Genomic DNA, 23,149 nt, shown 5'->3' with positions numbered 1-23,149 from the left:
CATGGTCTCCAGCCAATAGATCAGGTGGAGATCGGCGGGATACTGCCACGGCGCCTGGGCGAGGAAGTGGTCGTACTTCGGCCGGATCGATAGGATGGGACGCAGACGCGACGATAGGCAGATGCCCGATCCGTCGGTGTGCGTATCGTAGATAGATCCGCCGTACTCGCGATGCTCGGCCAGAAACATGTTCTGGTGCTGCATGATCGGAACACGATAGACGAACAGTTCGGCACCACCGGCGTTGCAGGCCACATGCTCGTTGGCATACGCCATGTAGCTGATGGTCGGCACCATGACCGCGATCTTCGATTGTTGCTTGCCTATTTCCGGGACCACCCAGAATGGAATGTAGTCTTCGTCGTTATCGCGGGTGGTGAGCTTGGCCGCATAGAAACGGCTCTTGGCATCGACCGGCACCTGCCACTCGAAACTGACCTCCCAGCGCGCATCATCCACGTCGTCATCGTGAAAGTGGATGGCGCCGTACTGAGCCGGTGCCTTGGTCCAATCGAAAACCGTGCCTGACCAGTTGTAACCGGTCAGGGCCCGCGTCGGGCAGTTCACCAATCGGCCGTCCAGGCGATAAGGGCCGCAGTCCTTGATGGTCAGGGTATCGATGCCAATCCCGAAATCCCAGGCGGCAACCAGGCACTTGGCCAACTCGCCGGTCGGCCCGGTATTGCGGCGCTCGCTGAGGCCGGGCTGCGCGCCCTGTTTCATGGTTTCGATCTCAAACCGCGACAAGGCCCGGCTGCACACGCGTGGGGAGTCGATCTTGCCGTTGTATTTGCCGGCGAACACCACACCGGCAGGTAACGAGGAACGCGCCAAAGGCCCTTCGTCCAGCGCCTCGACATACGCCGCGATGGCCAACGGCACCGGTGGATTGATCAACGTGGTGGACAAGGTGCGGGTGACTGGCGCGATCACTGGGTCCAGCGCGTACATGACCTGCGGCTCGTGATACAGAATCGCCTCGCCGGTGGCGGCATCAAAGGTGGCTGCCAGGAAATGCCAGGCATGGTCACGTAACGGCAGCTCGGTGGTGAGTTTTTCCCCGTTGATGCGCAGTTCCGCACAGCCGTTTTCATTGATGAACAGGCCATAGCCCTGCTCGCCCGACCATTTGGTGAGCAGCCCTTGCGGGCCATGCTTCCAGTAGCGCGGGTGAGTCTTGGGCGCCGTAGGCCAGACCCAGCACTGCAAGGTAAAACTTTCGACATGCAAGGGTGGTGCGTCGGCGACAAAGCCATAAGAGCCACCGTGGATGATCTGCTTGCGGCCTTCCAGGGTGGCCTTGAATGCACCAGGCACCTGTTTTTCGATGAAGCCAGGCCCACGGGGGTTGGTGTCGCCGTGGATCATTTGCACGATGTCGGCGTCGAATTGCGCCGGCCCGTCACAGTTGACGTAGAACTTGATGGTGTCGCCAGGATGCACGCTGAATTTGTCGGCGTATCCGGCCAGTTTCATAGTGGACATCTTGCATATCTCCAGAATTTTGGCGCGAGTCTGCCCGTGCGGCGTATTCACGCCACTGTCAGGACAGGGGAAATAAGGGGGTTAACGCAAACGGTGCATCAGGCCATCAGGTCACCGGCCAGTTGTCGTCCTTGCGTTTCCAGCCATCGTGGTAGTGCTCGGGCATACCGGCGTCGGCGGGCAGTTCATCCAGGCGCATCAGGAAAATATCGTGCTGGATCTCCTGCTCATCGTCGTACACCACGTCATTGACGAAGGTCGGAGGCACCCCACGGATTCCGGACAACCGGGCAATCCGCCATTCCTTTTCTATCTGGGTACAGACCACCACCAACTTGCCCGCAGGGCTTTCACCACGCATGCGCAACAGGATACGGCGCAAGTCCGGGTACGCATTGACACCGCCACTGACATCCGTGATATCGCCGGGCGTCGCACAATAGAGCACCGAAAATCCGGCCACCCCTTTCATCGAATCGACGCAACGACGATGCTCGGCAATCAGGGCGTCGCGCTCGGGGGTTCCTTTTGCAGGTATGGATATCATCGATCACTCCTCTCTTCAGTTGGGCCAGTGGTTGCCTGGCCTTTCAGGTCATGGCGGTTACACGGTCATGTGTTTCTCGACCATCTCATCAGTCAATTCATCAATGCTGCCGTGGGCGACGATGCGCCCGTTGTCCATCATCAGAAACGCATCACTCAAGGCGCGCGCCACCTTGATGTGTTGCTCGGTGAGGATCAGGGTGATGCCCATTTCCTTGTTGAGCATTTTCAGCTTGTGGCCGATCTCGGCCACGATGTTGGGCTGAATGCCTTCGGTGGGCTCATCGAGCAGCAGCATCCTGGGGTTTACCGCCAGGGCCCTGGCAATCGCCAACTGTTGTTGCTGCCCCCCGGAAAGCAGGCCAGCGCGACGATCAAGGTTCTCGGCCAGGTAAGGAAACAGCGACAGGCACAGCTCAGGTACTTCGGTCTTGCCGTCAGCCCTGGCGAACGATCCCAGCAGAATGTTTTCCCGGACCGTGAACTTGCCGAAAATCTGCCGCCCCTGGGGGATGTAGCCGATGCCATGCTTGCAACGCTCATAGGTAGGCACGTCCACCACCTCATCGCCGAGCATGCGAATGCTGCCGGTGGTGCGGTCGCAAAGGCCCATCAGGCTGCGCATCAAGGTGGTCTTGCCCACCCCGTTACGGCCCAGCACGCACACGCATTGGCCCTGTTTCAACTCAAAGGATATGTCCCGCAGAATCTGCGTCTTGCCGTACCAGGAAGACAGCTTCTCGACATTCATCAGCATCAGACGATCTCTTCTTCAGTACCCAGATAAACATCACGGACTCGTTTATCCGCCTCGATTTCATCAATCCGCCCTTGGGCCAACAGCGTTCCCATGTGCATCACGGTCACCACATCGGCGATCTCTCGAACAAAGCCCATGTCGTGCTCGACGACGATCAAGGTGGCGCTGCGGCGAATGCCCTTGAGCAGACGCGCGGTTTTCTCGATTTCCACCTCTGTCATCCCGGCAATCGGCTCATCGAGCAGCAGCAGACGCGGCTCTTGCATCAGCACCATGCCGATCTCCAGCCACTGGGTTTCCCCGTGGGAAAGCAGACCGGCTTCGATTTGTAGGCGATCCTGCAAGCCCACCTGATTGCACACCTCGTCCAGACGCCGCTGCATGCCGGGGTCCGCGAAGGTGAACATGTTGATGAACGGATTGACCTGACGGCTGTAGGCCACTTGCAGGTTGTCGCGCACGGTGAGGTTCCTGAACACGGCCGGGACCTGAAACTTGCGTCCGATACCGCGTCGTGCGATTTCGTTTTCGCTGAGCCCGGTCATTTCATCGCCGTAAAAACGCACGCTGCCCTCGCTCGGTTTCAAGCGCCCACTGATCAGGTCCATCAGCGTGGTCTTGCCAGCGCCGTTGGGGCCGACCAGACAAGACAGCGTCTGCTCGGCAACATCGAGGGTGAAGCCCTTGATCACATGATGAGTATCGAAGCGCTTGTGTAGATCACGAATTTCCAACACGCCAGCCATGTTCAGCTCCCGCTCTTGGTAGTCATTACAGCGTCGTCCTGCTCGACCTCGACCGGTGCCGGACGTGAGCCCAGCCGACCCAGCCCACTTTCCAGCAGCCCGGCCAGACCGCTGGGCAGGAAACGCACCACGAGGATGAAGAACAGGCCGAGGATCAACATCCAGCTATTGAGGAAGCTGTCGCCCAGATAACTCTGGCCACCCTGGATCAGCAGCGCGCCGATGATCGAGCCCAGCAGTGACAGGCGACCGCCAATCCCCGCCCATATCACCATGGTGATACTGAACGCGACATCGAATTGCGCAGGCGACACGTACTGCACGATCAAGGTGAAGCAGCAGCCGGCCACCGCGGCGATAAAGCCGGAAATGGTGTAGATCAGGGTTTCGTAGAGGGCCACGTTGTAGCCGAGGAAACGCACCCGCTCAGGGTCATTCTTCAACGCCTGGACAACGTGTCCGAACTTGCTTTGGGTGAGCAGCTTTCCAATGACCGTAAGCCCGGCCAGCAGGATGAAGACCAGCCAGAACATGGTCGATGAGTAAGGATCGAGGGTGCCGCCAAATACTTGCAGCGGCATGGGCGGGCTGATGCCGTTGGCGCCGTTGGTGTAGGGCTGGACATCAAGCACCAGCGTGCCAACCGCACTGAGCATGGCCAGTGAAATGATCGCGAAAAACGGTCCCGAAACCCGCGCCTGGAACATCAGTCCACCGAACAACAGGCAAAACAGCGTCGGTACGACCAAGGCCGTAAAGATGCCGCCACCCGTGCTGGCAAACAGGCTCCAGAACCAGGGCAGATGATCCAGGCCGTTATTGAGCATGAACGGCGGAATGGGGCTGTTAACCGGGTCTTGGGACTGCATTTGCATGGTCATCGCCATGCCATAGGCACTGAGCCCGAACATCAGGCCCTGGCCCAGATTGAGGATACCGCCAGCGCCCCAGCACAGGCTGATCGACACTGCCAGCAAACCGAATACGCCATACAACGCGAACTGGTTGAGCAAGAAGGCATCGTCGATGAACACCGGGATCATCGCAATCGCAGCAAAGAACACCACGTACACGAGCCATTGGCAGCGCTTGTCGTGATAGAGGTTATTCGGCATCCGGGAAGTCTCCATGAAGCCCTGTTGAAAGTGATCGGATCGAGGCTTGTTTCATCGCCTGGCCACTCCCGCCGAGAACAGCCCCTGAGGCCGAAAACGCAAGAAGATCACGATGAGGATGAACAGCAGAAAGCGCGCGAAGGTGTCGTTGAAGATGAACGCGAACACCGACTGGATCTCCCCGGTCAACGCACTGGCGGCGACGCTGCCCAGAAGGCTGCCACCGCCTGTCACTACCACCAGGAACGATTGCACGATGTAGCCAGTGCCCATGCCCGGCAGGACGATGCTCAGCGCAGCGAACAGCGAACCGGCCAACCCCGCCAGGCCCGCGCCCAGTGCGAAGGTGTACATATAGATGCGCTCGGCGTTGATACCGAACGAGGCCGCCATCTCTTTGTTCTGGGTTACCGCGCGGATCTTGATGCCGAAGTGCGTACGGTAGAACAGGAACCAGAACGCGCCGACCATCAGAACCGTCATGGCGATAATCAGCAATCGGAAAGCCGACAGGCTGACCCCGCCCAGCGTCAGGTTGTTGGAAAGAAACTCCGGCATGTTGATGTACTTGGGGTCGTTGCCGAAGATCATGCGCACGCCTTGCATCAACACCAGCGACACGCCCCAGGTCGCCAGCAAGGTATCCAGAGGCCGGTCATACAGGTAGCGGATCAAGACGCGCTCGATCACCAGCCCCAATAGCGCAACGATCACAAACGACAGCGGGATGCACATCAGGAACGGCACGCCCAGGTAATGCTGCAGGCAATAAGCGCTGTAAGCGCCGAGCATGATCAGCTCGCCATGGGCCATGTTGATCACACCCGCCGTGCCATAGATGATGGTCAGCCCGAGCGCTGCGATCAGCCAAATGCTGCCGATGCTCAAGCCCAACACTAATGAGTTGGCAAACGTCACCCACGAGAAATCCATAATTGTTTCCTTGCCACGAACAGCCTTGAAGGGTTGCGCAGGCAGCCGGGGCTGCCTGCCGATCAGATGACGTTCTTGCGTATCGAGCCGTTCGCCGCTTTCAGGCCTTCAGCCGTACAGGTTCCGGCATCGGGATAGATCGAGAACGGATCGGGAGCCACCTGGCTGGGCGCCTGACTGACAATCTTGAAGCTGCCATCGGCCTGGCATTGGCCGATCTTGGGAACCAGCCAGGTATTGAAGTTGTTCTGGTCGATCCAGATCGCGCCCTCAGGCGAGACGCTGTCTTCAAGGCGAATCCCGGCGGCAGCGGCACGGATCATCGGTGGCGTAACGTCCTCGATGCCATGGCTGGCGATGGCTTTTTCCAGCGCGGCCTTGAACACGTAGGCAGAGGTATAGGTTTCCTCCATGTTGTAGTGAGTGGTGCCGTTCTTGCCGTACTTGCTGGCCAGGAAGCCTTCGACAAAACGGTGGTTGGTCGGGTTGTCCAGTGCCTGGAAATAAGGAGCCGACAGAAAATGCCCGGCGCCGAACTCGTTACCCATGGCGCGGGTTTCGATCTCACCCGTGGTCAGTGAGGCAATCGGCATTTTGTCGGCGCTAAAACCTTCCTGTTTGAATTGGCGGTGAAAGGCGATATCGGAGGAGCCGACCACAGTCGAGAAAATGAAGTCGGGCTTGGCGGCGCGGATCTTGTTCAGGATCGGACCGAACTCGGAGCTGCCAAGGGGAATGTATTCTTCGCCCAGCAATTCGCCGCCAGCCTGCTCTAGCCACAACTTGGCGTTCTTGTTCGACTCTTTGGGCCATACGTAATTGGAGCCGACGAAGAACACCTTCTTACCGAAGTTCTTGACCATGAACGGGATAAGATCCCGAGAATGCTGGTTGGCCAAAGGCCCGGTGCAGATCACATTCTGTGAGCACTCCGCGCCCTCGTAGCAGGTGGGATAGAACAGCAGGTTGTTCTGGCTCATGACGGTCGGCAATACCGCTTTGCGGCTGGCCGAGGTGTAGCAGCCGAACACCGAGATGACCTTGTGCCGAAGGATCAACTCACGCATTTTTTCCGAGTACACATTCATATCGGACTTCGCATCGATGATCACCGGCTCAATGGGTGAGCCATTGATCCCGCCTGCCGCGTTGATCTCATCAATCGCGTATTGCATGACCAGCGCCGAATCTTCTTCCGGTACGGCAAGCCCACCCGTGAGCGAGAACAATATGCCGACCTTGATCGGTTTGCCCTTGCTTAAAGTAGCCCCCCAGGCGTCACGCGACGTGGGTAGCAACAGCGATGGAGCCGCTGCGGCAGCGGCCATGGAAATCGATGCATTACGAATAAACCTACGTCGGGTGATGCTCATGTCTATCCCCTCTTCTACCGTCGACTTTTATGGGTGCGTTTATTGGTTTTCGTTAACTTCTCAATCCAGAAAAACCGTTCTATCTGGCACTTGGAGGCTGTCGGTTGCAGTCTCTGCGCCAAACAAAAATTTCCTATAAATAATTTTATTTTCCCTAGAAGAATTTCGAATGTAGGCGATTAATTTTGAAAAGTCCACTTCGTTACTCTAAAAAAATTAACTTTATAAATTGCCTCATTGTGGAGCGGATATGCACTGATTCAATGCATGTAAAACAAATAGAAACTATATTAAAGACAACACTCATCCTTCCTGGATTTGGAGTTCCATTGATGGGCCGAACATTCAATTGCCTATTATCTCCCCTCCCCCAGCTTCGCTCGACATCCCAAATAACAGGCAGCCGAACTCATACTTTATCAAGGGCACAGACAAGTATTATTGAACACGCAGCACAACGTTCTACTTATCAACAGTAGAATTGAAAATCTCTAATATGAGGTTCGTCATTACCCTCTCATTGCATGACCTCCGTTAATCCCATCATCAGTTCAGGACCACGCCCCGTTTTGTATCAGCCATAAAAAAAGCCCAACACCCAGCGACGCTTTCAGCGTGCAGGTATCAGGCTTATGTGCCTTGTCTGGGGAGACGGCTTTGTCCGACCCAGTCGATCACCGGCGCTTCCTTACCTGCCAAACGGGGCGTAAGGATGAACGCGGGTGTGCATACGAGATTTCAGCAATATTCACGCCACAACAATAAATTCTTTAATTTTCAATTATTTGCTATTAACCGACCGCAAAAAATACTGAACCACCTGCACTACAGACGGGCGAATGCAGGCACCGCATGCACCAGCAAGGTCCGTGGCCGCATCAGCCATGAAGCGCCTGGGCAACCACTTTCAATGAGTCGCAGCGGCATCTCTGGCACCCATCTTGCTGTGTGATCGCACACCACAGCGCGATAAGTTGCTGGTTGTCATTCACCACTCAAGGCTGAGTAATGTCCATCGAACCCATACTTCTGGGCGGATTATTTTCCGAGTCCGGCCCTATTACCGACATCGAAGAATCCATGCGTCGCGGCACTCAAATGGCCATCGCCGAAATTAATGCCGAAGGCGGTATCAATGGGCGCCCCTTTAAATTGTTGCTCAGCAACCTCGAATCGAAAACCAGCCTGTATGTTCAATACGCACAGGCATTGATCGTTGAGCGTAACGTGAAATTCCTGCTGGGCTGCTATATGTCGAGGATGCGCAAAAAGGTCATCCCGGTGGTTGAACGCTACAACGCCCTGCTGTTCTACCCGGTGTTTTATGAAGGCTTCGAATATTCCGACAACGTCATCTGTACAGGGTCCACCTCGCATCTTAATAACGTGCCGTTGGCAAGCTACATGTTCGAACACTACGGTAAACGCGTCATCATGGTCGGCACCGACTATATCTACCCTTATGAATCCAATCGGGTCATGAGTGATTTGATCTATGAAGAAGGTGGAGAGAAACTCGGCGAATACTATGTCCCGCTCGATGCGACCCGCGAGGATTACAAAAAACTGTTCGACCACATTCAACAAGACCGACCGTCGTTCATTTTCTGCACCGTGGTCGGCGATGGCCTGCGTCATCTCTATGACATATACGCCGAAATGGGTTTTAACCCTGAGCAAATGCCGATTGCCAGCCTGACGACCAGTGAAACGGAAATTCGCAGCATCGGTGCGCAAAAAGTGGCCGGGCACATCACCGCTGCCTCGTACTTCCAGTCGGTCGATAACCCGATCAACCATCAGGCCATCGCCCGGTACAAGGCCATGTTCGGTGAAGATCAGGTCACCGACATGTGCTGGGAAGCCGCTTATGTGCAGGTCCACATGTTGGCCATGGCCATGCGCAGGGCCAAATCCCTTGAGGTCGACGACATCCGACGCACACTTCCACTGATCGAGTACGCCGCGCCCCAAGGCACGATCCGCATCGATGGCGGCAATCACCATGCGCACCTGTATGCCCGAATCGGCCGGGCCAATGCCCAAGGACAATTCGACATCCTCTTCGAAACCCCCGGCAACATCCCTTCAGACCCCTACCTCATCTCGCCCAGGCTAGGTGCCTGGGCCCACAGTCGGCGCAAAACATGACTATGCGTGCAGGCAAAAAGAAACGATTGGCTGATCGAACCGACATTTCGCCATTAAAGGACCTGCGCGAACTGATGGTGTTGGTGATCCATCCCGATAACGAGGACGGGCAAAATCTTACCGCTCAACTGCAACGCATCGGTTGTCAGATCCGCACCCAGTGGCCCATACCGGAACGTCCGCCGCTGGAGGCCGATCTGGTGATTTTGGCAGTGACCCCGCAAACGCTTGCAGTCAATGCACCGTGGTTGTTGCGAGGCAACCCACCGGTGTTGCCGGTGATCAGTTTTGAAAATCCACTGCTCGTTGAGGCCCTGTTGACCCTCAATGCATGCGCCATGTTGCCCGCGCCGATCAAGTCGTTCGGCGTGATGACCGCAATGGTGCTTACGCTGAATCAGGCCAAGCGCAGTCGAGAACGTGAGAAGCACGTCAAACGCCTGGAAAGTCGACTGATGGTCAGCCGTATCGTGCAAAAAGCCACCCACATCCTTACCGAGACCCGCCAGCTTTCCGAGCGCGACGCTTATAACGCGTTGCGCGCACAAGCGATGGCTAAGCGTGAACCGCTGGAGAAAATCGCCGAGGCCATTGTTCGTGCCCATGAGTTCTACCAATTGCCCACCCCCAAGGATGACAACCCTAGCGACTGAACGGCCATTAGGGCCTTGCCCTGAGTGACCCGTCGCACCTGATCGAAACGCGACACCCACACCACGCTCGATGTTTGCCATACGCCCCCTCTCGGCAAGTATGGAAAGTCCCGCGTATGACTGGATCGGACAACGAAGTCCCACCAGATTCGGCACAAAAGCCTGACTCCCCGGTTACTCGACGGGAGGTCGGGCTTTTTTATTTCTGGAGAACAGACATGCACCAAAACCCCGAGACCCGAGCCGTTTTACGGAGCCTTTTATGCTGATACTCGACCGTATTGTGGGTCAGGCCAGCGATCCTGAGCTGGCAGACCGACTGCATGAATTGAGTCATGCAGGCCAGGTCGAAACACTGAGCCTGTCGGGCAGTGACATCCAGCGCCATCGCCTGCGCTTGAACAGCGACCATGGCACCGACTGTGCGATCCGCCTGGAGCGCCATCAGCAGTTGAGCAATGGCTCGGTGCTGATGCTCGACAATCAGCGCGCCATCGTCGTCCAGATGCAAGCCCAGACGTACCTCGACTTACAGCCGCGTGACACGGCAGCAGCGCTGGAGTTGGGTTACTTCGCCGGCAACATGCATTGGGCCGTTCGGTTTTCCGGCACCGTCCTGCAAATCCCGCTCAACGGCCCGCAAGCCGATTATCTGGAGCGTCTGGCGCCGATGTTGGCCGACGGTCGAGTGAGCCGCGCATGACCCTTAGCCTGAGCAGTTGCTTATCCGCGCTGCAACAAGCCGACAGTTTTTTCCCCAGTGGCGCCGGGGCCTGGTCGTGGGGGCTTGAGACCCTGATGGCCGATGCCCGCCTGGAAACCCACGACACGTCAGCTCAAGACCCTGCGGCACGGCGTCGCCTGCGCGGTGCCCGGCATGATCGTAGCGCCAGGGTACGAGCCTTTGTCGAGGATCAGTTGCGCCACCGCTGGGCCAGTTTCGACCGGGCATTTCTGCACGCGGCCTGGCATCGGGCTGACGATCTGCCAGCCCTGCTTGAGCTGGATGCACAGATTGAAGCACTGACCCTGGCGCAAGAATTACGCCTGGGTTCAAGCCGTGTCGGTCAGTCGCTGCTGGGCGTGCATAGCCAACTCGACACACCCGGCGCAACCCAATACCTGCAACAGGTCACCGCGGGCCTGGCATCAGGGCATTTGCCGGTGGTGCAGGGCTTGCTCTGGCGGCAGTTGGGCATGCAGTGCGAGCACTGTCATCTGGCAGCCGCGTACGGGTTGTGTACCGGGCTGGTCAGCGCGGCGCTACGCCTGGGGCTGATCGGCCATCTGGATGCGCAACGGGTGCTCACCGATATCCACCCCTTGCTGCTTGAGCTGCTCACCGAAAACCCACCGGATTTCAACGACGCCACCAGCTTTACGCCCATGGCGGAGATTGCCGTGATGCGTCACGAAACCCAGGCCTTGCGCCTTTTTGCCAATTGATCCGAGCGTAACCTTTACCCACAGGAGCCCCGCCATGCTACTGACCCCAACGGAGCTGGAACGCCTCACGCTGTACACCGCCGCCGAGCTGTCGCGCAAACGACGCAGCAAAGGTCTGCGCCTGAATTTTCCAGAAGCCTCGGCGCTGATTGCCGACGAGATTCTAGAAGGTGCCCGTGAAGGACGCAGCGTGGCCGAGCTGATCGGTTTCGGCTCGACGATTCTCACTACCGATGACGTGTTACCGGGGGTTGCCGAGCTGTTGCCGATGCTTCAGGTGGAAGGCACGTTCCCCGACGGCACCAAACTGGTCACCGTCCACCAGCCGATCCGCCCCGGCAGGTTGCCGTTGGTGGCAATGCCCACACCCGGAGAAATCATCACGCCCCAGAGCGATATTCAGCTCAACGGTGGCCGCCCGTGCGCCACGCTGCAAGCGATCAACACCGGCGACCGGCCCATCCAGATCGGCAGCCACTATCATTTTTTTGAAGTCAACAAGGCCCTGGATTTCCCTAGGGAGCGGGCCTTCGGCATGCACCTGGACATCCCCGCCGGGACCGCCGTGCGGTTCGAGCCCGGCGAGCTGCGCGAAGTGCAATTAGTGATGTTCGGCGGCAGCGGTGACATCCACGGTTTCAGCGGTTTGACCAACGGCAATCTGCACGACCCGGCCTGCAAGGCACAAGCCTTGAGCCGGGCACGGGCTCAACAGTTCAAGGGGGCCTGAACCATGGCAACGATGACACGCAAGGACTACGCGGCCATGTACGGCCCCACTACCGGCGACGCAGTGCGCCTGGGGGATACCTCGCTGCTGGCCGAAGTCGAGTTCGATTACTCGGTGCCTGGCGATGAATGCCTGCACGGCGGCGGCAAGACCCTGCGCGATGGCATGGGGCTGATGCCTGGACATGACAGTGAAGACGGCGCCCTCGACATGCTGATCTGCAACGCGCTGATCATCGATCCGGTGATCGGCATCGTCAAAGGTGACATCGGCATCAAGGACGGCAAGATCGTTGCCATCGGCAAGGCGGGCAATCCGCAGGTCATGGACGGCGTACACCCGCAATTGATCTGCGGGGTTGCCACCACGGTACGCGACGCCGAAGGGCTGATCGTTACCCCAGGCGGCATCGATGTGCATGTGCATTTCGACTCGGCACAACTCTGCGATCATGCCCTGGCAGCCGGGTTGACCACCCTGATCGGTGGTTCGCTGGGGCCGATTACCGTCGGCATCGACTGCGGCGGCGAATGGAATGTCGGCAAGATGCTGCAAGCCGCCGAAGCGTGGCCGATCAACTTCGGCTTCCTTGGCCGTGGCAACTCCAGCAAGCCCGAGTCATTGCTCGGCCAACTGCGTGGCGGCTGCCTGGGGCTGAAGATTCACGAAGACTGGGGCGCCATGCCAGCGGTCATCGACACCTGCCTGAAGGTGGCCGACGAATATGATTTCCAGGTCCAGTTGCACACCGACACGTTGAACGAATCGGGCTTTCTTGAGGACACCCTGGCAGCCATCGGCGACCGCACCATCCACATGTATCACACCGAAGGCGCTGGCGGCGGCCATGCCCCGGACATCATCAGCGTGGCGGGCAAATCCAATTGCATCCCGTCCTCCACCAACCCGACCAACCCGTACACGGTTAACACCTTCGACGAACACCTGGACATGATCATGGTGTGCCATCACCTGAACCCGAACGTGCCGGAAGACGTCGCCTTCGCTGAGTCGCGGGTACGCCCGCAAACCATCGCCGCCGAAGACATCCTGCACGACACCGGGGCGATCTCGATTCTGGGCTCCGACAGCCAGGGCATGGGGCGCATCAACGAGGTGATCTGCCGCACCTGGCAACTGGCCTCGAAGATGAAAGACCAACGGGGTCGCCTGCCCCAGGAACGCACCGTGCTAGGCGATAACGAGCGGATCAAGCGCTACATCGCCAAATACACCATCAACGCCGCGCGGGTGTTCGGCATCGACAGCTACATCGGCTCGCTGGAGCCGGGCAAGCTGGCCGATCTGGTGCTATGGCGGCCCGCGTTCTTTGGTATCAAGCCGGAACTGGTGGTCAAGGGCGGTTTCATTGTGCATGGCGTGATGGGCGACTCGGCGGCGTCGCTGTACACCTGTGAGCCACTGATTATGCGTCCCCAATGGGGTGCGTTCGGCGACGCCAAGCAAGCGTTGTCGGTCAATTTCGTCAATCGCCTGGCCGTCGAGGCCGACACCGGGACCCGCCTGGGCTTGAAGAAACAACTGTTGCCCGCGTTCGGCACGCGCACCCTGCGCAAGTCCGACATGTTGCACAACGATGCCTGCCCGGATATCCGCGTCGACCCGCAAACCTTTGATGTGTATGCCGACGGCCAACGCCTGACCTGCGAGCCGGTCAGCGAAGTACCCCTGGCCCAACGCTATATGTTGCGCTGAATGACATGCCACTTTCTGCCCGAGGAATCTGTGAATGAACACACTGGCACTGCTTGACATTAACCCCCTGCCCAAACCCGGCGCCGCACGCATCGGCATTGGCGGCCCGGTCGGCTCCGGCAAAACCCGCCTGTTGGAGCAATTGATCCCGCTCTTTATCGCGCGTGGCATTGAACTGGCGGTGATCACCAACGATCTGGCCACCCGCGAAGACGCCGAACGCGTGCAACGCAGCGGGCTTATCGATCCGCAACGGGTGCGCGCCGTAGAAACCGGCGCTTGCCCCCACACCGCGATCCGCGAAGACCCGACACTCAATCTGCAAATGGCCGACGAACTGGAAGCGTGCTTCCCGGATCTGGATCTGGTGGTGATCGAGTCCGGCGGCGATAACCTGGCGTCGACCTTTTCCCTGGACCTGGTTGACTACTGGATCTTCGTCATCGACGTGGCCGGGGGTGATGACATTCCACGCAAGCGTGGCCCCGGCGTGCTCAGTTGCGATCTGCTGGTGATCAACAAGTACGACCTGGCGCCCTATGTCGGGGTCGATCTGGACCGCATGCGCCGGGAGTCGAATCAGGCCCGCGATGGGCGACCGGTCTTGTTTACTAACTGTGCCACGGGCGAAGGCGTCGAAGCGGTGGTCGACGCCATTTGTCAGGCCGTGTTGTTCGACTGCCCATGAGCGCGCCCGAATCGCTTCTTCTGACATGCAGTGAGCAGGCGCCGGTCCAGGCGCGGATCAGTTTTAGTCGCTCGCCGTCAGGTGCCAGTTACATTTCCCGTCAGCATGTCGGGTATCCGTTCCATGTAGGGCGCACCTTAAGCCTGCCCGATGACCCGGTCGGCATGGCCGCGCTGTACCTGCAATCGTGCTCAGGCGGGATCTTTGCTGGCGAGCACTTGCAGGCGCACCTGCACGCCGGACCCGGCAGCCAGGTACACGTCAGCACGGGAGCGGCCACGGTTGCCCACAGCATGTACGAAGGCTCTGCGCGCCAGACTTTCACGCTGGAGGCTGAAGCCGAGGCACTGCTGGAATACCTGCCGATGGCGACCATCCTGTTCCCCCAGGCACACTTGCACAGCAAGGTTTGCGTGACCTTGCACCCAGGCGCACGCGTGATGCTTTGCGATGCCTTCAGCCTGCATGCGCCGCAAGGCGATGACGGGGTATTCAGCCGCTACCGCGCCGATCTGGAAGTCCGCTGCCCGGCCGGTCGCTTGTTGGCGGGAGATCGTCTGGCGGTGACGGGTGCAGACTTGCCAAGGCACGCTCCCGGAATGAGTGATCGCGCACTGGCACTGGCAACCTTCATGGTGCTGGGCCACACCTTGCCAGTCGACTGCTTCAAAAGTGCGTTACGCGCAACCCTCAAAGGCCTGCCTGACAGTTACGCAGGGGTGAGTGCGTTGCCCAATGACTGTGGTGTGTCCGTACGGATGATGACCACCGACAGCGTGGCGTTACGAGTGGCGCTGCACCTTGCCTGGGCCTGTAGCCGCCGATTACTCACCGGAATCGAGCCCAGGATGCGACGTAAATAACGACAGCGAGGTCAAGCTCTTGCTCAACGGCCCATCATGGCCCGATGGATGGGGATATACCCATCAAGCCTTCTGGCTGCCATACACCGCGAAGGTAAAGGCCAGGTACGCCGCCAGTGTCGAGGTCATGGTGCCGACGTCGGTGGTCGGGTTGACTTCGGTGATGGCCATTGCCGCGCAATGGGGCGCCAGCAGTTCGATCATTTGCAGTGCTTCGTCCGAGCTGATGCCACCCGGCTCATGGGCGCCGGCACCTGGCGCGTAGCAAGGGTCGATGGCATCAATGTCGAACGACAGGTAAATGTGATCAGCCCCTTTCACACGTTCAAGGATGCGTTCCACTGTTGCCTGTGGTCCGAGGCGCAAGACTTCGCGGGCAGAGATGTGGACCAGATCGTGGTCGTGCTTGAACTGCCCGGACGCCGGGAAGTTGAAATGACGCTCGCACACCTGAATGCAATCGGCGGCCTGAATGCGGTCCAGTTCCAGCGCGCGACGCATGCCGCTCGACTGGCTGTAACGGCCTTGCTTGGGGCTTTCGTCCATCAGGTCCAAATGGGCATCGAAGTGGATGATGCCGATACGCCCAGGCAGGGCATCGTGAACACCGCGAGCCACCGGGAACAACAGGCTGTCGTCACCGCCGATGACGATTGGCACACGACCGTTGGCGATGGATTGCTGTACCGCAGCGCTGGTGGCATCGAAGGTTTTTTGCGTGTCGTGGGGGATCACCGCCACATCACCACAATCGGTGAACAGGTTTTCGCCGACGTCCATGAAACTGTCGGTTTCCAGGCAGTACACCTTGCCCTGCTGGATGCGCATGTTGATCCACTTGGCCGCCTCGCGCACCTTGGCCGGTGCGAAACGCGAACCCGGCCAGCCGAGGGTGGACTCGCCATCGAAAGGAACGCCCAAAAGATCGAAACCGCGTTTGCTCATGAAAAGTCACTCCTGCAGAAGGTTGAAATTAGCCACGCCGAGGTTGCAGATAGGCAGCCCAGCGCCATTCGGCAAATCGGAAACAGCCGACCAGGACAAAGGTCAGCACCAGATAGATCGCCCCCGCAGTGACGTAGGGCTCGAACTGGATGTAGTAATTGAGGGTGATGTTGCGGGCCACACCGGTGACTTCCATCAGCGTCACCGTGCTGGCCAGCGAGGTTGCGTGCAGCATCATGATGGTCTCGTTGCCGTACAACGACAGCGAACGAGTGAGCATGGCCGGCAACAGAATCCGCCGCGCCTGAGTCCACGGCGACATGCCGTAGGCGCGGGCGGCCTCGATTTCGCCAGATGGCAGATGGCGCAGGCCACCTGCGAAAATTTCGGTGGTGTAGGCCGTGGTGTTAAGCACGAAGGCAATCAGCACGCAGATCAACGGGCTCGACAACCAGGGCCAGACAAAGCTCTGACGCAGTAACTCGAACTGCGCCAGACCGTAATAAATCAGGAACAACTGAATCAGCAGCGGCGTGCCGCGAAATATCAGCGTGTAGCCACCTATCAAATTGCGCAGCCACCAGCGTGGCGAATTACGCAGCAACGCCAATGCAATCGACAGCACAAAAGCAATCGCCAGCGAGATCACGGTGAGCAGCAACGTGAGCTGCGCCCCCTCGGCAAAACGACCGATGTTGTCGAAGATGACATCCCAACTCATCGACTCAACTCCTTGACGCCCATCGAGTAACGGCGCCCAACCCAGACCAGCGCCCCCAGCGATACCACGGTGATCGCCAGATAAAAACCGGCCGCCAACAGGTAGAACGTGAACGGTTTGCCGGTGGCTTCTGCCGCACCGCGGGCGCGGAACATCAAATCTTGCAGGCCGAGCAACGACACCAGTGCCGTGGCCTTGACCAGCACCAGCCAGTTGTTGGTGAAGCCCGGTAACGCCAAACGAATCATCTGGGGCAGCACAATGCTGCGAAAGGTGCGCACAGGCCCCAGACCATAGGCGCGTGCCGCCTCGATCTGGCCGTATGGAATACCTTGCAGCGCGCCACGGAAGGTCTCGGTCATGTACGCGCCGAAGATCAACCCCAGCGTCGCGCAACCGGCAACGAAGGGGCTGAACTCAACGCTGTAATCCCAGCCCATCGCCTCGAAAGCCTGATTAAGCAATGCTGGCAGGCTGTAGAACACCAGCAGCATCAGCACCAGATCCGGAACGCCGCGCACCAGGGTCGTGTAGACCCCAACCAGCAAACGCAATGCACGACTGCCGGAGCGTTTACCCAGTGCGCCAAGCAACCCCAGCACCACCGCCACTGCCAGCGAAATGAAGGCCAGTTGCAGACTGATCCAGCCAGCACCCAGGACGGTTGCGATGTAGTCACTCAGCATCGTGGCTTACTCTCAGTGACCGAAATACTTGGTGTCGAGGGCATCGAGCTGACCACTGTCACGCACAGCCTTAAGGCCCTCATTGATGCGTTCGAGCAGCGCTGTGTTCGACTTGTTGATGGCAATCGCCACACCTTCACCGAACTCAGGCGCGTCCTTGCCAGTCAGGCGTGGGCCGACCAGTTCGAAGTCCTTGCCATCTTCCTTGCGCAGGAAGCTGTAGAGGATTTGCGCTTCGTAGCTCAGGTGAACATCGGCGCGGCCAGCCGCCAGTTCCAGATAAGGCTCGCTGCCACCGGCGTAGCGCTTGATGGTACTGCCAGGGAAATTCTTGGTGATGTAGGCGTCCATCGGCGTACCGGTCTGCACGGCAATGGTCTTGCCCTTCAGGCCTTCGGGCGTGATGGTCAGGTTGGCGCCTTTGCGACCGACGAAGCGGAATGTGGGCAGCTCGTAAATGTCACTGAACGCCATGACCTTGCGCCGGGCCTCGGTAACGGTCAGTTGCGAAATCAGCGCGTCGTATTTCTTGCTGATCAGACCTGGAATCATGCCTTCCCAGGCAGCGCCGATGATGTTGCAGTCCAGCTTGGCCTCTTTACAGACGGCCTCGGCCAGTTCGATGTCATAGCCAACCAGCTTGCCGGACGCATCCACCGACTCGAAAGGCGGGAAGGTCGCATCGGTGGCGATAGTGACGGTGTCTTTGGCCGCTGCGGTGCCCGAGATCACCAAAGCGACGGCGGCTACCAGCATTTTGTAAGAAGAGGTCATAAGCATTTCCTGTCGGTTCGTGTGTTGGGGCAGAGTCAATTCACGTGATGCTTTTCTAGTTATGGCTACCAGCATGCCGTCGCAGACGCAGGAATACCGGTCGTTACACAGGTGATAAACAGCCTGTTCGGTCGTTGATCGACCGCTTACAGCGGATTCGGCCGCGCTGGCGGTCCGATAGCTGACTTGATGCTGGTCAACTCGGGGTGGCTCACCAGCTTGTCGATATACAGCGCCGGATCGTTGAGCCACTGCTCGGTGACTTGCAGGTAATGGTTCATGTCCCGGCAATGCATGCGCAGGCTGTAATCGAAAGCGCCGCTGACCAGATGGCATTCAGTCACTTGCGCGCATTCACGCATGCAGGTTTCGAACGCGCGTTGCGCCGCCCGACCGCTCTGGTTGGAGAGCGCGACCATCACCCGCAACGACATGCCGGGAGCGATCAGTTGCTCGTCGACCACCGCGCTGTAGCCGCGAATGAAGCCACGCTGTTCCAGCTTGCGCACACGCTCAAGGCACGGGCGCGGCGTGAGATGCACACGCTCGGAGAGCTTCTGGTAACTGATGCGCCCTTCATGGCGCAGCACCTCGATGATCGCCAGATCGATACGGTCCAGACCGGCAGTCGACGTAGTAGAAGTCGTGGTCATCGATAATCACTCGCTCACTTCAATCGGCCGGAAAGAAACTGCGCCAGACGCTCGCTTTTCGGGCGGGCGAACAGCTCCCTTGGATGTCCCTGTTCCTCGATCAAGCCCTGATGCAGAAACAGGGTCTGGGTCGAGAGGTTGCGCGCAAAGCCCATCTCATGGGTCACCACCACCATGGTCCGGCCCTCCTCGGCCAGGGTCTGCATGACCTTGAGCACTTCCCCCACCAGCTCCGGGTCCAGGGCCGAGGTCGGCTCGTCGAACAGCATCACCTCAGGCTCCATGCACAGCGCCCGCGCAATGGCGACGCGCTGCTGCTGCCCCCCGGACAGATGCGCCGGGTATTGGTTGAAGGTGCTCGCCGCCAATCCGACCTTGGCCAGATTGGCCTCGCCCCGCTCACGGGCCTCGGCGCGACTCAAGCCACGTACGTGCATCGGCGCCTCCATGACGTTTTCCAGTACCGTCATGTGCGACCACAAGCAGAAGTTCTGAAACACCATCGACAAACGTGCGCGAACCCGCTGCAACTGGCCTGGGTCCTTGGCTTGCAGCTCGCCGGTGCGGCGGTCACGGACGGTTGCCAACAGCTCGTCGCCCACGCAGATCTGGCCCTGATGCGGACGCTCCAACAGATTGATGCAACGCAAGAACGTGCTTTTGCCCGATCCACTGGAGCCGATGATGCTCACCACATCACCGGCCTTGGCCTTGAGGCTGATGCCTTTAATGACTTCATGGGCGCCATAGCGCTTGTGCAGGTCGGTGACGGTTAACTTGTACATCGTGCTCTCTCGGTTGAAATGGATGGGAAAACCGAGCCATTCAGGACGGTGGTGGCACGATCACCCACAGCGCGGTGCAGGTTTGATCGCTGGACGGGTTGCGCCAGGTGTGTGGGATGCTCGGCGGAAATGTCAGGGTGTCACCAGCCTTGAGCAGGTAGGTGTCTTCACCGACGCGCATTTCCAGTTGCCCACTCTGCACATGGACCATGTCGGTGTCGGCGTTGAGCGTGTAGGGCTCGGTGCCCGACCCGCCGCCCGGCTCGATAACCGAATACAGGGCCATCATGTGTTCGTTACCGGCACCGCCAATAATGTACTCACGCATCTTCTCGCCACCCAGGCTAATGGGCGTGCCCTCGCCTGCCGGGACGTAAGCAGTTGAGGGCGGCGAAAACAGCTCGGCTGGCTTGATACCAATGGCATCGCAGACCCGCAATAAGGTTGCGACCGACGCCTGTACGACGTCGCGCTCGAAGCGGCTGATGAAGGATTTGCTGACACCGACGCGTTGCGCCACATCGTCGATCAACAGACCTTTAGCCTGACGGGCCGCTCGCAAGCGACTGCCGACGTTGAAGCCTTCGATGCTCAGGGGCGGAGCCTCGATGACACGATTGTGGGCTTTCGGGGGTTTGACCATGGTGGTTGCCAGTTACCTAATAAGAAACTAAAAATGAACCAGCAAATAACAGGCCAGCTTGCATTTTGACGAAAACAACAATGAAACATGGCCATAAACCGCTGCATTCAGTTGCTTATTACACAACAAGTAATCGAGCCGTTGAACCTATAGGCAATCCCAGCCTGTTACTTTTTGCACCATTTGCAGTCACCAAACACTCTTTTGCACCACAATCAGGCGGGTCGGCGTCATAGCCTCACCCCCGGCATCAGCGTCGTCGGGAGGGCAAGCTGCTCGGTCTGTAGCGACGCCATCGGCCAAGCGCAGTAATCAGCGGCATACCAAGCGCTTGGTCGGTGATTGCCGGAAGCACCAACACCCCCAAACGGCGCGGCGCTCGATGCGCCCGTCAACGGCTTGTTCCAGTTGACGATGCCCGCACGGCTCAGCGCCAGAAAACGCTCGAAAGAGGCTTGCGAGTCAGAGATCAGCCCCGCAGCGAGGCCAAACCGAGTGTTGTTAGCCTCCTTGATCGCCTCGTCAAAATCGGCATATCGAATCACTTGCAGCAACGGGCCAAACAACTCTTCGTCGGCACGCTCAACCACCGCAGTGACATCCAGGATGCCCGGCGTCAGGAGCGCCGATTGCATATCCGGTTGCGTCATAGGCAACAGGCTTGTGGCGCCCCGCCCGATCAATTCCAGTTGTGCCTCACGCAACCGGCGCGCCGCACTCAGGGACACCACGGCCCCCATGAACGGCGCAGGGACGTCATCGAAAGCGCCAACCCTGAGTCGCCCGGCCACCTCGATCAGCCGGTTTAGCAAGCGGTCGCCCCACCCTCTGCCGGGCACGATCAAGCGTCGGGCACAGGTACAGCGTTGCCCCGCAGAAATGAACGCCGACTGCACGATGGTGTAGACCGCCGCATCCAGGTCAGCGACCGGCTCGACGATCAGCGGATTATTGCCGCCCATCTCCAGCGCCAGCATGCATTGCGGCCGACCTGCAAATTGCCGGTGCAGTGCTTCCCCGGTCGCACTCGATCCGGTAAAGAACAGGCCGTCGATATCGTCTGCCGCCGCCAGCGCAATGCCGGTTTCTCGGCCACCCTGCAACAGATTGAGCACACCCGCGGGCAGCCCCGCGTCTTGCCAGCAGCGCACGGTCAGCTCAGCCACACGCGGTGTCAGCTCACTGGGCTTGAACACCACCGTGTTACCCGCCAACAAAGCCGGGACGATATGCCCATTGGGCAAGTGACCCGGAAAATTGTAAGGCCCGAATACCGCAACCACGCCGTGCGGCCGATGGCGCAAAAAGGCACTGCCATCGGCCAGTTCAGTGACGCGTTCACCCGCTCGCTCGGCCTGGCTGTTGATGGAAATACCCACCTTGGCAGCCATGCTCGCCACCTCGGTGCGGGCTTCCCATAGCGGCTTGCCGGTTTCTTCACCGATGGCAATGGCCAGAGCGTCGGCGTTGCGCCCCAGCACCTCGGCAAATCGTTGCAGATACGCGATACGCGCACTGCTCGAAAGCTGCGCCCAGGCCGTGAATGCCTGGCGCGCGGCACTCACTGCTTTGCGCACTTGCGCCACATCGGCTGCCCGGCCCTGCCACAACGGAGCCTGGGTCATGGGATTGAGCGAAGTGAACACCTCGCCCTGACCGGCCAGCCATTGACCGTCGATGTAATGGGTGGTCATCAGGCGGTTTCCTTGAAACGGACAGAAGATGTCGGAGCACAAAGCGGCACGGCACGGACCTTGGCACCTGCAACCATACCCAGACGCTTGGCAGTGATCGGGCTGACCACCAGGCTGCCAGCGGCAACCCGAGCCGGGCCGCAGGTAATCCGGCAATCGGCCAGGCTGCGATTGAAGATCAAATAATCTTCGGCAGCCTCGTCAGGCGTGCCGATTGCCAACACCAGTATCTGGCTGTCACGCACTGCGCGGATCTGCGCGGTCTCGCACTCGATCACCGCCCCGCCATCAAAGATGTCGACATAGCCGCGATGGCTGAAACCCTCGCTCTGTAACAAGCGCAGCGCCGCTTCGGTGTGGCGATGGACTTTGCCGATCACATTGCGTGCAGCCTCCGGCAACAGAGGCGTGTAGAGCGCAAAGCGCGGCATCAGCTCGGCAATGAAAGCCTTGTTACCAATACCTGTGAGGTAGTCAGCTTCGGCAAACGGCATCTTGAAAAAATGCTTGCCCAGCCCCTCCCAGAACGGCGAATGCCCGTCTTCATCCGACACGCCACGCATCTCGGCAATCACTCGTTCACTGAACAGATGAGCGAACTCGGCAAGAAACAGAAACCGCGACTTGGACAACAGCTTGCCGTTATCGCCAATGCGCTGGTCGGCACGCAGAAACAATGAACACACCTCAGAGAGCCCACACAGGTCATTGACCAGAAACAGCGTCGGAATCGGCCGATAGATATTCAGCTTGGGCGAAGCACTCAAGGTGGTGCCGACACGATAGTTGTACCAAGGCTCGCGCAGGCCGACGGCGCCCGCCAAGCCGGTGATGCCAACCACCTGACCGGCATCGTCGACCATCACGAACAGGTAGTCGGCGTCGGCGCGCTCGACCTCTGCTGCGAAGGTCTTTTGCGCCCAACCGACCCGGTGGGCCAAGCGCTCTGGATCAGCGGGCAACGTGGTCAGGCCGGACCCGGCGCTACGCGCCAGCGCCAGCAATGCCGGCAGGTCATCTTGACGAACAGGACGTACGATCAT

General features: G+C 59.0%; 24 protein-coding genes. 8 read left to right on the top strand and 16 right to left on the bottom strand.

The genetic code is table 11. The features are described 5' to 3' along the window. From VGC62_RS08385 to VGC62_RS08355, 7 genes are all read right to left on the bottom strand, one after another. Nucleotides 1-1,485, bottom strand: a 1,485-nt coding sequence (locus VGC62_RS08385; protein WP_331186604.1) for a N,N-dimethylformamidase beta subunit family domain-containing protein, incomplete at its 3' end; no start/stop codon positions are given. 106 nt (nucleotides 1,486-1,591) lie between these two features. Next, nucleotides 1,592-2,032, bottom strand: coding sequence for a hypothetical protein (locus tag VGC62_RS08380; RefSeq protein ID WP_331186603.1), 441 nt, complete (start codon nucleotides 2,030-2,032; stop codon nucleotides 1,592-1,594). A gap of 57 nt (nucleotides 2,033-2,089) precedes the next feature. Then, nucleotides 2,090-2,788, bottom strand: coding sequence for an urea ABC transporter ATP-binding subunit UrtE (urtE, locus tag VGC62_RS08375; RefSeq protein WP_414705765.1), 699 nt, complete (start codon nucleotides 2,786-2,788; stop codon nucleotides 2,090-2,092). Continuing rightward, a complete protein-coding gene (urtD, locus tag VGC62_RS08370) occupies nucleotides 2,788-3,537 on the bottom strand; it encodes an urea ABC transporter ATP-binding protein UrtD (protein WP_331186602.1) in 750 nt (249 codons plus the stop codon). Before urtD ends, urtE begins: the two co-directional genes overlap by 1 nt. A 2-nt stretch (nucleotides 3,538-3,539) precedes the next feature. After that, complete coding sequence (gene urtC / locus VGC62_RS08365) at nucleotides 3,540-4,652, bottom strand: urea ABC transporter permease subunit UrtC (protein ID WP_331186601.1); 1,113 nt, start codon at nucleotides 4,650-4,652, stop codon at nucleotides 3,540-3,542. Nucleotides 4,653-4,703: 51 nt separating this feature from the next. Beyond that, the gene (gene urtB, locus VGC62_RS08360) at nucleotides 4,704-5,585 is read right to left on the bottom strand and encodes an urea ABC transporter permease subunit UrtB (protein ID WP_331186600.1); all 882 of its coding nucleotides are present in this window, start codon (nucleotides 5,583-5,585) and stop codon (nucleotides 4,704-4,706) included. A gap of 62 nt (nucleotides 5,586-5,647) precedes the next feature. Beyond that, on the bottom strand, nucleotides 5,648-6,958 hold the full coding sequence (locus tag VGC62_RS08355; protein WP_331186599.1) for a transporter substrate-binding domain-containing protein: 1,311 nt from the start codon (nucleotides 6,956-6,958) through the stop codon (nucleotides 5,648-5,650). A 1,008-nt stretch (nucleotides 6,959-7,966) separates the two neighbouring features. Here VGC62_RS08355 and VGC62_RS08350 point away from each other — a divergent pair. The 8 genes from VGC62_RS08350 (at nucleotide 7,967) to VGC62_RS08315 (ending at nucleotide 15,205) form a co-directional block, all read left to right on the top strand. Continuing rightward, nucleotides 7,967-9,109 carry a transporter substrate-binding domain-containing protein gene (locus VGC62_RS08350; protein WP_331186598.1) on the top strand — a complete coding sequence of 381 codons (1,143 nt, stop codon included), beginning with the start codon at nucleotides 7,967-7,969 and terminating at the stop codon, nucleotides 9,107-9,109. Then, entirely contained in the window at nucleotides 9,106-9,762 is a 657-nt protein-coding gene (locus tag VGC62_RS08345; protein WP_331186597.1) for an ANTAR domain-containing response regulator, read from the top strand. Before VGC62_RS08350 ends, VGC62_RS08345 begins: the two co-directional genes overlap by 4 nt. A gap of 262 nt (nucleotides 9,763-10,024) precedes the next feature. Then, complete coding sequence (gene ureE, locus VGC62_RS08340; protein ID WP_331186596.1) at nucleotides 10,025-10,465, top strand: urease accessory protein UreE; 441 nt, start codon at nucleotides 10,025-10,027, stop codon at nucleotides 10,463-10,465. Beyond that, the gene (locus VGC62_RS08335) at nucleotides 10,462-11,208 is read left to right on the top strand and encodes an urease accessory protein UreF (RefSeq protein ID WP_331186595.1); all 747 of its coding nucleotides are present in this window, start codon (nucleotides 10,462-10,464) and stop codon (nucleotides 11,206-11,208) included. The genes ureE and VGC62_RS08335 overlap by 4 nt, the downstream gene beginning before the upstream one ends. Nucleotides 11,209-11,242: 34 nt before the next feature. Further along, nucleotides 11,243-11,938, top strand: coding sequence for an urease subunit beta (locus VGC62_RS08330; protein WP_331186594.1), 696 nt, complete (start codon nucleotides 11,243-11,245; stop codon nucleotides 11,936-11,938). Between the two features lie 3 nt (nucleotides 11,939-11,941). Further along, nucleotides 11,942-13,654, top strand: a complete 1,713-nt coding sequence (gene ureC, locus VGC62_RS08325; RefSeq protein WP_331186593.1) for an urease subunit alpha — start codon at nucleotides 11,942-11,944, stop codon at nucleotides 13,652-13,654. A 34-nt stretch (nucleotides 13,655-13,688) separates the two neighbouring features. Next, entirely contained in the window at nucleotides 13,689-14,342 is a 654-nt protein-coding gene (gene ureG, locus VGC62_RS08320; protein ID WP_331186592.1) for an urease accessory protein UreG, read from the top strand. Continuing rightward, nucleotides 14,339-15,205, top strand: coding sequence for an urease accessory protein UreD (locus VGC62_RS08315; RefSeq protein WP_331186591.1), 867 nt, complete (start codon nucleotides 14,339-14,341; stop codon nucleotides 15,203-15,205). The genes ureG and VGC62_RS08315 overlap by 4 nt, the downstream gene beginning before the upstream one ends. Nucleotides 15,206-15,268: 63 nt before the next feature. Here the strand turns inward: VGC62_RS08315 and VGC62_RS08310 are convergent, their stop codons facing one another. The 9 genes from VGC62_RS08310 to astA form a co-directional block, all read right to left on the bottom strand. Then, nucleotides 15,269-16,150, bottom strand: a complete 882-nt coding sequence (locus tag VGC62_RS08310) for an agmatinase family protein (RefSeq protein ID WP_331186590.1) — start codon at nucleotides 16,148-16,150, stop codon at nucleotides 15,269-15,271. A 28-nt stretch (nucleotides 16,151-16,178) separates the two neighbouring features. Further along, nucleotides 16,179-16,871: an ABC transporter permease gene (locus tag VGC62_RS08305; RefSeq protein WP_331186589.1), complete on the bottom strand. Its 693-nt coding sequence runs from the start codon at nucleotides 16,869-16,871 to the stop codon at nucleotides 16,179-16,181. Continuing rightward, a complete protein-coding gene (locus VGC62_RS08300; protein ID WP_331186588.1) occupies nucleotides 16,868-17,557 on the bottom strand; it encodes an ABC transporter permease subunit in 690 nt (229 codons plus the stop codon). Before VGC62_RS08300 ends, VGC62_RS08305 begins: the two co-directional genes overlap by 4 nt. Nucleotides 17,558-17,569: 12 nt before the next feature. Further along, nucleotides 17,570-18,331: a transporter substrate-binding domain-containing protein gene (locus tag VGC62_RS08295; protein WP_331186587.1), complete on the bottom strand. Its 762-nt coding sequence runs from the start codon at nucleotides 18,329-18,331 to the stop codon at nucleotides 17,570-17,572. A 146-nt stretch (nucleotides 18,332-18,477) separates the two neighbouring features. Continuing rightward, nucleotides 18,478-18,984, bottom strand: coding sequence for an Lrp/AsnC family transcriptional regulator (locus VGC62_RS08290; protein WP_331186586.1), 507 nt, complete (start codon nucleotides 18,982-18,984; stop codon nucleotides 18,478-18,480). A gap of 14 nt (nucleotides 18,985-18,998) precedes the next feature. Further along, complete coding sequence (locus VGC62_RS08285) at nucleotides 18,999-19,769, bottom strand: ABC transporter ATP-binding protein (RefSeq protein WP_331186585.1); 771 nt, start codon at nucleotides 19,767-19,769, stop codon at nucleotides 18,999-19,001. A 40-nt stretch (nucleotides 19,770-19,809) separates the two neighbouring features. Beyond that, nucleotides 19,810-20,412 carry an XRE family transcriptional regulator gene (locus VGC62_RS08280; protein ID WP_331186584.1) on the bottom strand — a complete coding sequence of 201 codons (603 nt, stop codon included), beginning with the start codon at nucleotides 20,410-20,412 and terminating at the stop codon, nucleotides 19,810-19,812. Nucleotides 20,413-20,642: 230 nt separating this feature from the next. Beyond that, a complete protein-coding gene (gene astD, locus VGC62_RS08275) occupies nucleotides 20,643-22,106 on the bottom strand; it encodes a succinylglutamate-semialdehyde dehydrogenase (RefSeq protein ID WP_331186583.1) in 1,464 nt (487 codons plus the stop codon). Then, on the bottom strand, nucleotides 22,106-23,149 hold the full coding sequence (gene astA, locus VGC62_RS08270) for an arginine N-succinyltransferase (protein WP_331186582.1): 1,044 nt from the start codon (nucleotides 23,147-23,149) through the stop codon (nucleotides 22,106-22,108). The genes astD and astA overlap by 1 nt, the downstream gene beginning before the upstream one ends.

This window comes from Pseudomonas sp., assembly GCF_036404235.1.
Lineage (GTDB): Bacteria > Pseudomonadota > Gammaproteobacteria > Pseudomonadales > Pseudomonadaceae > Aquipseudomonas.
The sequence above is the reverse complement of the archived record's forward strand: the minus strand, read 5'-3'. Positions and strand labels throughout refer to the sequence as shown.